Origin of the sequence: Bradyrhizobium sp. RP6 (assembly GCF_003837805.1) — a bacterium.
Taxonomy (GTDB): domain Bacteria; phylum Pseudomonadota; class Alphaproteobacteria; order Rhizobiales; family Xanthobacteraceae; genus Bradyrhizobium.
On the sequence record NZ_RQIT01000011.1, the window covers coordinates 189,522 to 202,500 of the forward strand.

At 63.7% G+C, this 12,979-nt stretch carries 9 protein-coding genes and 1 rRNA gene (1 of these 10 running past the window's edge); 5 read left to right on the forward strand and 5 right to left on the reverse strand.

Annotated features, from left to right (window positions below):
* The first annotated feature begins 1 nt into the window (after position 1).
* Positions 2-664, forward strand: coding sequence for a methionine biosynthesis protein MetW (metW, locus tag EHH60_RS21210; RefSeq protein WP_124161377.1), 663 nt, complete (start codon positions 2-4; stop codon positions 662-664).
* Positions 665-780: 116 nt separating this feature from the next.
* On the opposite strand, the gene EHH60_RS21215 is transcribed toward metW, so the two are convergent.
* Entirely contained in the window at positions 781-1,644 is an 864-nt protein-coding gene (locus EHH60_RS21215) for an alpha/beta fold hydrolase (RefSeq protein WP_124161378.1), read from the reverse strand.
* A gap of 214 nt (positions 1,645-1,858) precedes the next feature.
* Here EHH60_RS21215 and EHH60_RS21220 point away from each other — a divergent pair, with 214 nt between their 5' ends.
* Positions 1,859-2,503 (forward strand): NlpC/P60 family protein, encoded by a 645-nt coding sequence (locus EHH60_RS21220; protein WP_124161379.1) that lies wholly within the window; start codon positions 1,859-1,861, stop codon positions 2,501-2,503.
* 119 nt (positions 2,504-2,622) lie between these two features.
* On the opposite strand, the gene EHH60_RS21225 is transcribed toward EHH60_RS21220, so the two are convergent.
* Positions 2,623-3,411: an MOSC domain-containing protein gene (locus EHH60_RS21225; RefSeq protein WP_124161380.1), complete on the reverse strand. Its 789-nt coding sequence runs from the start codon at positions 3,409-3,411 to the stop codon at positions 2,623-2,625.
* Between the two features lie 239 nt (positions 3,412-3,650).
* Here EHH60_RS21225 and clpB point away from each other — a divergent pair, with 239 nt between their 5' ends.
* On the forward strand, positions 3,651-6,290 hold the full coding sequence (gene clpB / locus EHH60_RS21230; RefSeq protein WP_124161381.1) for an ATP-dependent chaperone ClpB: 2,640 nt from the start codon (positions 3,651-3,653) through the stop codon (positions 6,288-6,290).
* 200 nt (positions 6,291-6,490) lie between these two features.
* Here the strand turns inward: clpB and EHH60_RS21235 are convergent, their stop codons facing one another.
* From EHH60_RS21235 to EHH60_RS21245, 3 genes are all read right to left on the reverse strand, one after another.
* Entirely contained in the window at positions 6,491-6,757 is a 267-nt protein-coding gene (locus EHH60_RS21235) for a hypothetical protein (RefSeq protein ID WP_124161382.1), read from the reverse strand.
* 83 nt (positions 6,758-6,840) lie between these two features.
* A complete protein-coding gene (locus EHH60_RS21240) occupies positions 6,841-8,400 on the reverse strand; it encodes an NHL repeat-containing protein (protein ID WP_124161383.1) in 1,560 nt (519 codons plus the stop codon).
* Between the two features lie 222 nt (positions 8,401-8,622).
* Entirely contained in the window at positions 8,623-10,686 is a 2,064-nt protein-coding gene (locus tag EHH60_RS21245) for a M23 family metallopeptidase (protein WP_199751688.1), read from the reverse strand.
* A 632-nt stretch (positions 10,687-11,318) separates the two neighbouring features.
* On the opposite strand from EHH60_RS21245, the gene EHH60_RS21250 reads away from it, so the two are divergent.
* Both EHH60_RS21250 and EHH60_RS21255 read left to right on the forward strand, forming a co-directional pair.
* Positions 11,319-11,624 (forward strand): hypothetical protein, encoded by a 306-nt coding sequence (locus EHH60_RS21250; protein ID WP_124161385.1) that lies wholly within the window; start codon positions 11,319-11,321, stop codon positions 11,622-11,624.
* A 53-nt stretch (positions 11,625-11,677) separates the two neighbouring features.
* Positions 11,678-12,979, forward strand: a 16S ribosomal RNA gene (locus EHH60_RS21255) (it continues 187 nt past the right edge of the window).

Consider the following 12,979-nt stretch of genomic DNA (forward strand, 5'->3'; position numbering starts at 1 on the left):
GATGTCTGTCCAGGAAGTGCTGCCGCTGGGGGGGCTCCCGTCCGCGCAGTCCGGTCAGTTTCGCGCCGACCATCTGCTGGTCGCCGAAATGGTCAAGCCGGGTTCGAAGGTGCTCGACGTCGGCTGCGGCGAGGGCGACCTGCTTCAGCTGCTGGAGACCCGCGGCATCGACGGGCGCGGCATCGAGCTGTCGCGCGAGGGTGTCAACCGCTGCGTCGCCAAAGGGCTTGCGGTGGTGCAGGGCGATGCCGACACCGATCTCGTCAACTATCCCGATGACGCCTTCGATTACGTGATCCTGTCGCAGACGCTGCAGGCGACGCGGCAGCCGCGTGTGGTGCTGGAAAATCTGCTGCGCATCGGGCGCCGCGCCATCGTCTCGTTCCCGAATTTCGGCTTCTGGAAGATGCGGCTCCAGCTCCTGATCGGCGGCCACATGCCGCGCACCGAGAACCTGCCGGCGACCTGGTACGACACCGCCAACATCCACTTCTGCACCATCAAGGATTTCGTGCAGCTCTGCGACGAGATCAACGTCAAGATGGAGCGCTCGGTGGCGCTCGATCTCTACGGCCGCCCGGTGCCGCTGAACCTGCCCTGGTGGGTGTGGAATATGTTCGGCGAGCAAGCGGTGTTCTTGCTGAGCCGAGGCGGGGGGAAATAGCCTCTGTCCGTCATTCCGGGGCGATGCGAAGCATCGAGCCCGGAATCCATCGTCCAACAGCGCCTGCAGCCTGATGGATTCCGGGCCTGCGCCTTCGGCGCATCCCGGAATGATAGCTAGTGGGGAGCCAGCGACCGCGGATCCCGCACCGGCCAGCGCCCAGCTTCCACCAGCGTCACGAACCGCTCCACGCTCGCGTTGAACAGCGCAGGCTCCTCGAGGTTGAGCACGTGGCCGGACTTTGGAAACATCGCCAGTCCGGCTGCGGGGAGGTGCTTCTTCAAGAACAGGCTCGGCCCGATGCAGGAATCGTCCTCGTCGCCGCAGATGATCAGTGCCGGCGTCGCGACGCCTTTGATCGCGTCGGTCATCGTGTAGATCGAGGGGCGGCCGCCCTGGAAGCCGCGCATCGTGTTGGCCGATCCCCTGGCATCGTGCCGGGCCAGCGCGGCATAGAAATCGGCGTGGCCGCGCGGGTCCTTGACCAGGAAGGGAATCCGGCTCGGCGCCTCGCGCGTGACTTTCGCGACTTCGGCGGAGCCGAGCGTCTCGAACTGCTCGGCATTTGTGCGGCACTGCTTGCGCCAGGCTTCCAGATTCTCGATCTCCGAACCGGAGCCGACACCGGCGAGCGTCATCGACAGCGCGCGCTGCGGCGTGTTGAGGCCGATCTGCAGCGAGGAGTAGGCGCCCATCGACAATCCCACGAGATGGGCGCGCTCGATCCCGAGGTGATCGAGCACGGCGAGCGCGTCAGTATAGAAATGCGTGTAGGTGTAGACCGCGCCATCGGGCACGTCCGACGGCGTATAGCCGCGCGCCGAATAGGTGATGCAGCGGTGGCCGCGCGAGAAGTAGCGCATCTGCGGCTCCCAATTGGTGTAGTCGGCCGCGAATTCGTGCAGAAAAATGATCGGCGTTCCCTGGCCCGCCTCCTCGAAATAGATGCGGACGTCGTCCCTGGCCGTGGCGTGGGGCATTAACTGTTTCCCTCTATCAAGCCGCCTTTGCAGGATCGCAGTTAACGCTGTTGTCCGCAATGCGGCAGCGTCGAACCAGCACCGACACAAAATCATCGCAGCTATTCGCCGATGCGGTGTCTTTTTCTCGCCACATCGGACGGCTTAACGGCCTGACCTATGTCGGCCACTTCACCGGCCGATCGGAAAGTAGGGGTGTAACGAAGGATGAAGAATGGTTGAGTTGTTTGCGTTCCGCCTGTCGCGTTGTGTTGTCGCGCTGGCGTTCTTTTTTGCGGCGGTCGCCGCGTTCGTTTCTCCGGCCTCGGCACGGCCGCATCATCGTCATAGCGCAGAGCGGCACGCTTACGTGCACCACGCCAGGCATCATCACCACCGCCATCGTGCACGCAGCTCGCGCTTCGAGCGCAGCGCGGCGCAGTTGCAGGCGAGCGGCTTCGCCAACACCCAGGCCAGCTATGATCCGAATACCAATGCCGGCGGTGCTGGCATGAGCGGCGGCCTCAGTGGCGGCTCAGGCCTCGTGTCCGAGGCGCGCCGCTATCTCGGCGGCAATCCGACCGGACGCGGCAGCCTGTGGTGCGCGCGCTTCATGAACATGGTGCTCGAGCAGACCGGCCATCGTGGCACCGGCTCGGACATGGCGAACTCGTTCGCGCATTATGGCACGCGCATCTCCGGTCCGCAGGTCGGCGCCATCGCGGTGATGTCGCGCGGCCGCCGGGGCGGCCATGTCGGAATCATCACCGGCATCGACGCGCAGGGCAATCCGATCATGATCTCCGGCAACAGCGGCAACCGCGTCCGCGAAGCGCCGGTCTCGCGCGGCCGGATCTATGCGTATGTGATGCCGAACTGAGGTTCGTCGCTGTCATTGCGAACGAAGCGAAGCAATCCAGAATCCCTCCGCGGGAATAGCCTGGATTGCTTCTTCGCTTCGCTCCTCGCAATGACGGAGTGCGTGGAGCCGAAGTGCCGTCACACCAATCTCGGCTCTTCCACCGCCACCACGTCACCGATGCCGATGTCACCGTCGGCGATGACCTCGGCGTAGATGCCGCAATCCATGTGGCCGAGATGGCGCGACAGCGTGGGCGGGATTTCGAGATCGCGCTTGGCGGTATCGGGATCGACATTGGTGGCCGGGCAGCGGACGATGCGCTTGATCACCTTCAGCCGGGCCTGCCCGACCGCAAGCGTCTGGCCGACCAGATCGAGCTCCGACCAGGCCGGCCAGCCCTTGACGTAGAGATTGGCGCGGAAGCGCAGGGGATGCACGGGGACGCCGCCGAGCATGATCTCGATCGCGCGGACGCTGCCGAGATTGATGATGGAGACCACCTTGCGGGCGACATCGGAGAAGCTGTGGTTGCGGCCGGACAGAACCTTGGGCGGGCCCTTCAACTCCGGCTGAAAGTTCTCGCTGAAATAGGCTTCGATGGCGGCGCGCCCGGCGGCGGTCTCCAGATCGCCGCTGGCGACGGTTTGGCCGCCCTTGCGGATGGTCAACAGATTGGTGGCATCGTCGAACCGGCTGTCGAGCTCAGCCAGCCGCTCATTGCGCGCGAGCATCAGAAACTGGATCTTCGGCTTCCACTCGGGCGCATCAGGATCGAACCCGCTCGGGCCGTTCTCGATGGCGTAGCGGCGGTCGGCTGGGAGGGTCTGGCCGACCCGCAAAGCGACGCGCGACAGGCGTTCCGGCGTCAGGCCCTTGATCGGGTAGCGATAGAGGCCGGTGATTTCGGCAGTGTGGTTGGCTGTCATGCCGCTACTTAAGGGATTCGGCCCGCCGGAGCCAAGCCCGCCCAGGAGCGCACGAATTTGTGAACTCGCCTCTTTCGCATCCGCAATCTGCTTCCCACATCTGCCGCAGGCCGGCGGCAACGTCGGCAAAGACGGCCGTTCCCGCTTGAGAAAACTCAATGCGGTGAGCGGAAACCCAATGAAGATGCCGTATTGGGGTGCCTGAGAGGGCCCCAAGGGCAGGCCGAGGGACAGAAAAGATGAACATCGAGAAGTATACCGAACGCTCCAGGGGCTTCATCCAGTCTGCGCAGTCGCTCGCGATGCGCGAGGGGCACCAGCAGTTTTCCACCCTGCACCTCCTGAAAGTCCTCCTGGACGACAATGAGGGGCTCGCTGCCGGCCTGATCGACCGCGCCGGCGGCAATTCCCGTGCAATTCTGAAGGCGACCGAGGACGCTCTCGGCAAGGTGCCGAAGGTTTCCGGCGGCGGCGCCGGCCAGATTTACCTCGCACCCGAGCTCGCCCGCACCTTCGATGCCGCCGAAAAGGCTGGCGAGAAGGCCGGCGACAGTTTCGTCACGGTCGAGCGGCTGCTGCTCGGCCTCACGCTGGAGAAGACCAGCGAGGCCGGCACGATCCTGAACAAGGGCGGCGTCACCCCGCAAAACCTCAATGCGGCGATCGAGGCGCTGCGCAAGGGGCGGACGGCGGATTCCGCGACCGCCGAGAACGCGTATGACGCGTTGAAGAAATATGCCCGCGACCTGACCCAGGCCGCGCGCGACGGCAAGCTCGATCCGGTCATCGGCCGCGACGAGGAGATCCGTCGCACCATCCAGGTGCTCTCGCGCCGGACCAAGAACAACCCCGTCCTGATCGGCGAGCCCGGTGTCGGCAAGACCGCCATCGCGGAAGGGTTGGCGCTGCGCATCGTCAACGGCGACGTGCCGGAGAGCCTCAAGGACAAGAAGCTGCTCTCGCTCGACCTCGGCGCACTGATCGCCGGCGCAAAATACCGCGGCGAATTCGAGGAGCGGCTGAAGGCCGTGCTTCAGGAAGTGACCGGGAGCGAGGGCACCTTCATCCTGTTCATCGACGAGATGCACACGCTGATCGGCGCCGGCAAGGGTGACGGCGCGATGGACGCCTCCAACCTGCTCAAGCCGGCGCTCGCCCGCGGCGAGCTGCACTGCATCGGCGCGACCACGCTCGACGAGTACCAGAAGCACGTCGAGAAGGACGCCGCGCTGGCGCGGCGCTTCCAGCCGATCTTCGTCAGCGAGCCCTCCGTCGAGGACACGATCTCGATCCTGCGCGGGCTGAAGGACAAGTATGAGCAGCACCATGGCGTGCGGATCACCGATTCCGCGCTCGTCGCCGCCACGACGCTGTCCAATCGCTACATCACCGACCGTTTCCTGCCTGACAAGGCGATCGACCTCATGGACGAGGCCGCGGCGCGGCTGAAGATGCAGGTCGACTCCAAGCCGGAAGAGCTGGATTCGCTCGACCGTGAGATCATCCGGCTCAAGATCGAGCAGGAGGCGCTGAAGAAGGAAAGCGATCCCGGCTCCAAGACCCGGCTGCAGACCCTGGAGAAGGACCTTGCCGAGCTCGAGGAGAAGTCTGCTGGGCTGACGGCGCGCTGGAGCGCGGAGAAGAACAAGCTCTCCGATGCCCAGAAGCTGAAGGCCGAGCTCGATGGCTTGCGAGTCGAGCTCGCCAACGCGCAGCGGCGCGGCGAATTCCAGAAGGCCGGCGAGCTGGCCTACGGTCGCATACCGGAGCTGGAGAAGCAGCTGGCGGATATCGAGGCGCGCGAAGGCTCCGGCGAGATGATGGAGGAGGCGGTCACCGCCAACCACATTGCGCAGGTCGTCTCGCGCTGGACCGGCGTGCCGGTCGACAAGATGCTGGAAGGCGAGAAGGAGAAGCTCCTGAAGATGGAGGAGCAGCTCGGCAAGCGTGTCGTCGGTCAGGCCGAGGCTGTGCGTGCGGTCGCGACCGCCGTGCGCCGCTCGCGCGCGGGCCTGCAGGACCCGAACCGCCCCACAGGCTCGTTCATGTTCTTGGGCCCCACCGGCGTCGGCAAGACCGAGCTGACCAAAGCTCTCGCGGAGTACCTGTTCAACGACGAGACCGCGATGGTCCGCCTCGACATGTCCGAATACATGGAGAAGCACTCGGTCTCGCGGCTGATCGGCGCGCCTCCGGGTTATGTCGGCTATGACGAGGGCGGCGCGCTCACCGAAGCGGTGCGGCGCCGGCCCTACCAGGTGGTGCTGTTCGACGAGATCGAGAAGGCGCATCCCGATGTCTTCAACGTCCTGTTGCAGGTGCTCGACGACGGCCGCCTGACCGACGGCCAGGGCCGCACCGTCGACTTCCGCAACACGCTGATCATCATGACCTCGAATCTCGGTTCGGAATTCCTGGTGAATCAGCCGGAGGGCGAGGACACCTCGGCCGTGCGCGAGCAGGTGATGGGAATGGTGCGCGGGCACTTCCGTCCCGAATTCCTGAACCGCGTCGACGAGATCATCCTGTTCCACCGCTTGCAGCGGAGCGAGATGGGCCGCATCGTCGAGATCCAGTTCGCGCGGCTCCAGAAGCTGCTGACCGATCGCAAGATCGTCCTGACGCTCGATGCCGCCGGTCGCGACTGGCTCGCTGCCAAGGGCTGGGATCCCGCCTATGGCGCAAGGCCGCTGAAGCGGGTGATCCAGCGCTACCTCCAGGATCCGCTCGCCGAGATGATCCTGGCCGGCGACGTCAGGGACGGCGACAATGTCGCGATCTCGTCAGAAGGCAACGTGCTGACCTTCAACGGCAAGGCACCGCAAACCGCCGAGATCACCCAGTTCGAGGCACCGGTGGCGAAGCGGAAGCTGAACTGAGCGCCGGCGATCGTCGCCTGAAACGATAAGCCGCCCCGGAGAGAGCAATCTCTCCGGGGCGTTTTGCGTGTTGGAGTGCGTGTTGGAGATTGAGGTGTTAATGGCTTGCCACATGACAAGTGCGGTCCCTCCGCAAGCAAGCGGGAGAGGTCAATGGCATCCGAGGCGATTCACCCGATTCAACCTGAAGCCATCCGGCTCTAACTGACAGCAGAACCGGAGCCCGGTTCGGCCGGTCCGACCTCCTCGTCGTCCTCTTCCAGCTCCGACAGAATATCCACCAGCTCGCGCACCCGGCCTTGGGCCAGGGGGCGCAAGTCGTTGATCATGGGCTCGTCATTGGCGAGCCAGGCCTGCGCTTCGGCGAGTTCCTCAGCCGTCGCGCCGGTTCCGATGATCTGGGCGATGGTGACGTCGTCGGCCCGGTCCACGGCCTTGACGACATCGTCGCGTGAGAGGCGCGTCATGGGCGATCCTCCTGCTGGTCGGCTTCCGTCAGCTAACCGGAAACCCGCCTGCGGGTTCCGCGGCAGGTCGTGGCCGGCGAATGCTACTTCTTCACCACCTTGTAGATCGCGTTCTCGAGATCCGAGCTGAAGTAGATGACGCCCGTTGCGCCGACTGCGACGCCAGTCGGAATGTGCGTCGGCAGGCCGCCGGGCGCGCCTGTCAGGCCGATCGGGAGGTTGGCGGTAATCTCGGCGACTTTGCCGCTGTCCGGCGCGATCTCGATCAGCCGCTTGGCGCCGACCTCCGCCACGATGAGCTTGCCATCGCTCCCGCGCGCGATGCCTTCGGGCATTTTCAGATCCTTGGCGATTACGGTCTTTTTGCCGTTCGTGTCGATGCGGGAGACGGCGCCGGCAAAGGCTTCCGTGAGATAGACCTCGCCGCCAGGTCCACCGACGAGCCCGACTGGACCCTCGAGGTCACCGATCAGCGTGGTGCGATCCTTGCCGTGCTCGCCGCTCACCTTGACCAGTGACTTGGTGCCGAGCTCGGCGACCAGGATGCTGCCGTCTGCGAGCACGATTGCATCATGCGGCGCCTTGAAGCCGTGCAGCATGTCGCGCGTTGCGCCGGTCTTGCCGTCGATCACCTGCACGGTACCGGTGAACCAGCTCGACAGGACCACGTCGTTGCCCTGCGCCGTCGCGCTCATCGGATATTCGAGCGTGACGCCGGCGGCGTGCATGCGCGCCTTTTCGGTGACCTCGCCGGTCGCTCCATTCACCGTGCGATAGGCGAACACGTCGGCGACGTGGATCGTGTCCTTGCCGTTCTCCGAGCTAACGCCGATGCCGCCGGGCAAAGCGAGCTTGCCGATGATGATCTGCTTGGCCTGGCCGGTCGCCGGATCGACCTCCTGGATGCCGTTGTCGGCCATGTTGGAGACGTAGATGCGGTCCTTGCCGTCGATGGCGAGATTGTCCAGGGACGGCTTCAGCTGCGCGATCATGGTCTTGGCGCCTGAGTCAGGAGCGACCCGGACGAGCTGGCCGAGCGCGGTGTCGACCACGAAGAGATTGCCCTTGGAATCGAAGTTCACGGCGGCCGGGACCTTGAAGCCGTCGGCGACGACGGTCAGCTCGGCGTTGTCGACGTCGATCCTTGCGATCTGGCCCTTGAACCAGAGCGGACCGTAGAGCTTGTCGTCGGGGCCGAACTCGAAGCCGTTGAGGCCGCCCATCTTCTCCATGATCTGGCGCGGCGGTTTGACGCCCTCGACATCGATCTCGTAGAGCGCATCGCCGAGGAAGACGGTGGTTGCATAGAGCCGGCCGTCCTTGCGGAAGGCCAGCGAGTTGATGCCGGGGAGGCCACTGGCGAGCTTCCTGATCGGGCCGTCGCCCTTGCGCGCATAGAGATCGCCGGCGAGGAATCCGGTCCAGGCCATGGTGCCGTCGGGCGCGAACGCGATGTCGTCGGCCATTCCGACCGGTGCCGGGATTGCAACCTTGGCGCTACTGCCCGCAAGGTCGACCTCATAGAGCGCCGCGCCTGCGACGCTGCCGGCAAACAGGTGGCCGGCCTTGTCGACAGCGAGCCCGTGCACGCCGTGGAATGCCGAGCCCGGGACGAGCTTGGTGACCTCCCAGATTGCCGGCAAGGTCTCAGCCGATAGGCTCGTGGCGGAAACAGCACAGCGACCAAGGCTGCGCAGGCGAGCCTGTTCTTCATGGCGAGACCTCCCTCTTTTTTGGAAAGTATTCGCCCTTCATGCCGCTTTGGCAAACGAAACTTGACGTTGTGACGCCGCGAAGCGGCCTCGCGCGACGATGTCGAATTCGGATCGTGTCTGGAGGTGGCCGCCGGGCGATGGATGCCCGACTTAGCGGTTGGTGACCTGCAATGGCCCGCCGGTCGCGTCCGACATGCGGGCGATGGCGGCGCCGCGGCCGCTCAACATGCCGTCGAGCCGGTCGCGCTCCTTCTCGAAGCTGGCCAGCATCGGGCCCTCGAGCGAGCGGCCGCGCGGCAGCTTCACGCGCATCGGGTCGACGAAGCGGCCGTTGACGAGGATCTCGTAATGGACGTGCGGACCGGTCGACAGGCCCGATGAGCCGACGAAGCCGATCACCTGGCCCTGCCGCACCTTCTTGCCGGGCTCCATGCCCTTGGCGAAGGCCGACATGTGGCCGTAGGCGGTCTCATAGCCGTTGGAGTGCTTAATGCGGATGTACTTGCCGTAGCCGCCCTCGGGGCCGGCCTTTTCTATCATGCCGTTGCCGGAGGCGAAGATCGGCGTGCCGTAGGAGGTGGCCCAGTCGACGCCGGTGTGCATCTTCACGTAGCCCAGGATCGGGTGACGGCGGCCGCCGAAGCCGGAGCGCATGATGGCGTTGTTGACGGGCTTTCTGACCAGGAACTTCTTCGCGCTCTTGCCGGTCTCGTCGTAGTAATCGACGACGCCGTCGTCGGGGCTCTGGTAGCGGTAGTACTTCTTGGTCTCGCCGCCGACGGTGAGGGAGGCGAACAGCACCTCGTTCTTTTCGCTCGACGTCACGCCTTCGTCCTCGCCGGCGTAGAACACGTCGAAGGAATCGCCGGGCTGCACCTTGCGCTGGAAATCGACGTCGTAGGAGTAGATCTTGATCATGTCCTCGATGACGGGCATCGGCACCTTGTTGCGCATCGCCGTCTCGTAGATGCTCTGATAGAGCCGCACGCCGCTGCCGTCGTCCTCATCATCGTCGTCGCTGTCGGCGTTGGCCGCGGCGTCGGCGACGGTGTTCATGCTGGAGACGTCGACCGCGACGTATTTGCCGAGATCGGACAGCGCCGCGATCGCCTCCACGATGGTGTCGTTTGCAACCACGACGCGATAGGGCTGGAGCCGGGCGCCGGGGCTCGCGGGCGCCATCAGGATGCGGAGTTTCTCGCCTTCCTTCAGGCCGCCGTCGCGGCCGCGCGGGCCGAGCGTTGCTGTGATCGCCTTGATCTCGTCAGCCGTCGCGCCGAGATCGCGCAGCACCGAGCCGACGCTGTCGCCCTTCCTGACCAGATGAACACGCTCGCCGTTGGGATTGCCGCCGGTGATCTGCTCCTTGGTCTTGGGCAGCAGCGTGACGTTCTCCGGCACCACGCGCGTCTCGAAGCCGGCATAGGGATCGGACGACGACGTCTCGGTGGCGTAGGCCATCTTGATGTCGGACGGGCCGGTCGCGCCGGAGACATCGGCTGCGGCATTGGCGAGCGAGGCGTAGCGCACCCCGCCATTGCCGCGCCAGTTGGCGGCATCGCGGACCCGCATCAGGATGTCGTCGAGCGCCACCACTGCGGAAATCTTGGCCTTCGGCAGCACCGACGACAGGTCCTTGGTGACGAAGGACACCTCCGCGTCGGGCTCGACCGCCTCTGGATTGTTGGGATCGTCGGACGCCGTCTTCGGATCGGAGCCGACATCGGTGAGCAGGCGCTGGGCGTTGAACGGCGGGATCTTCGCCGACAGGTCGCTCGTCGTCATCGACAAATTGCCGGCGATGCGGACGAAGGGGCGCACCCGCATCACGTCGCGGTTGCCGACGCGGGCGACCGTCGAGACGCGCACGATGTTGCGCGAGGCGGTGGATTCGCTCGGCGGCGGCAGGCGGTCGCTCTTGTGCAGCGTGGCGGCGCGGTCGGCGGCGCCGAAGGCTCCGCGCAACGCGCCTTCGACCCGCTCCGGCACCTTGGCGAACGTCATCTCGCCGTCGAGTGATGCGAAAACGGCGCCGCCGATCAGGGCCGCGCCGCAGAGCCCGGTCAGAATTGTCCCGCTGAACCATTGCACCGAGACGCGGCGGCGGTCGATCACGGCGGCTTCGGAACCATCGACGGACAGCGGCGGCTCGTGGCCGAGATCGATGATCCCGGTCTCACGCCCGTAGGTGCCGCGTGACGTCCTGTGGTTCAACCCAAGTCCCCCAATCAACGACCCAAGAAAGCCCGCTTCGAACCTTGTCCCTGGCCGCCCTCTTGAACGGGGATTGCCCGAAAAGGCAAGCCGCACAGGCGCCCGCGCTCAGTAGGCCCCGGAACAGGGCCGGCCGAAATTACGAACAACTGGACGGATGAAGCTCTCTCGATGTCTTTCGAACGTCGAAGGAAGGTTGCGTCATCTGCAAGATCGCCTTCCCCTGACCCCATGAAAATCGCCGGCAGCCCCCAAGGCATCCCCGCGATTCAAGCTTGTCTCTTACCAGAACGCCGCGGGATTGTGGCTCAAGTACGGCGCCAAATATGGAAAAAACTTCCTCAAGATGCCGTCGCAAGGGGCGTCCCCGGATGGGCGCCTCAAGCCGCCTCTGAGGCCCCTCCGGAGCCTCCAGGGCCGCAAACTTTTTTTCAGTTTTTTCTTCGCACTGGGTCGGTTCGTTCGCTCTACATCGCTCCAAACCTCTGGAATCACGCGATTTTTTTGGATGATCCACTGTGCGACGATTTGTTGACGATGGGCGTTGACAGCCCGGAAGGCGGGGCCTATAACCCCAACCACTGAGCGCGGCGCCGCCGGGTCACTGACCAAGGCGAGCGAACGCGCCACTGATGCTCCTCACCTTGTTGAGTGACACAACAATCGACACCAGTCGGTTGGAGTCCTTCATCGTCGGTAAGGGTGTCGGAACCCTTCCATTCTGGAAGGTTGGGGCCTCCGCGGTCCCGGGCTGTTTGACAAGTGAAGATGAAGAAAGAGAAACGTGGACGGCGGAGTCCTTGCGGGTCTCGCCTCTGGAAAGCTTCGGCTTTTCTGATCGAGACCGGACGAAAGACTTCGGCGGTACACGTTTCAAAGGTTACACCATCGTTGCCAGCGATGTGAATCGCGGGCAGCTCGTCGACCTCGGTCGATGAAAAATGGTGGGACCTCGTCAAACGTTGTGATCAGCCGGTTCAAAGTTCAAGTCCAACTTGAGAGTTTGATCCTGGCTCAGAGCGAACGCTGGCGGCAGGCTTAACACATGCAAGTCGAGCGGGCGTAGCAATACGTCAGCGGCAGACGGGTGAGTAACGCGTGGGAACGTACCTTTTGGTTCGGAACAACACAGGGAAACTTGTGCTAATACCGGATAAGCCCTTACGGGGAAAGATTTATCGCCGAAAGATCGGCCCGCGTCTGATTAGCTAGTTGGTGAGGTAATGGCTCACCAAGGCGACGATCAGTAGCTGGTCTGAGAGGATGATCAGCCACATTGGGACTGAGACACGGCCCAAACTCCTACGGGAGGCAGCAGTGGGGAATATTGGACAATGGGGGCAACCCTGATCCAGCCATGCCGCGTGAGTGATGAAGGCCCTAGGGTTGTAAAGCTCTTTTGTGCGGGAAGATAATGACGGTACCGCAAGAATAAGCCCCGGCTAACTTCGTGCCAGCAGCCGCGGTAATACGAAGGGGGCTAGCGTTGCTCGGAATCACTGGGCGTAAAGGGTGCGTAGGCGGGTCTTTAAGTCAGGGGTGAAATCCTGGAGCTCAACTCCAGAACTGCCTTTGATACTGAAGATCTTGAGTTCGGGAGAGGTGAGTGGAACTGCGAGTGTAGAGGTGAAATTCGTAGATATTCGCAAGAACACCAGTGGCGAAGGCGGCTCACTGGCCCGATACTGACGCTGAGGCACGAAAGCGTGGGGAGCAAACAGGATTAGATACCCTGGTAGTCCACGCCGTAAACGATGAATGCCAGCCGTTAGTGGGTTTACTCACTAGTGGCGCAGCTAACGCTTTAAGCATTCCGCCTGGGGAGTACGGTCGCAAGATTAAAACTCAAAGGAATTGACGGGGGCCCGCACAAGCGGTGGAGCATGTGGTTTAATTCGACGCAACGCGCAGAACCTTACCAGCCCTTGACATGTCCAGGACCGGTCGCAGAGATGTGACCTTCTCTTCGGAGCCTGGAACACAGGTGCTGCATGGCTGTCGTCAGCTCGTGTCGTGAGATGTTGGGTTAAGTCCCGCAACGAGCGCAACCCCCGTCCTTAGTTGCTACCATTTAGTTGAGCACTCTAAGGAGACTGCCGGTGATAAGCCGCGAGGAAGGTGGGGATGACGTCAAGTCCTCATGGCCCTTACGGGCTGGGCTACACACGTGCTACAATGGCGGTGACAATGGGATGCTAAGGGGCGACCCTTCGCAAATCTCAAAAAGCCGTCTCAGTTCGGATTGGGCTCTGCAACTCGAGCCCATGAAGTTGGAATCGCTAGTAATCGTGGA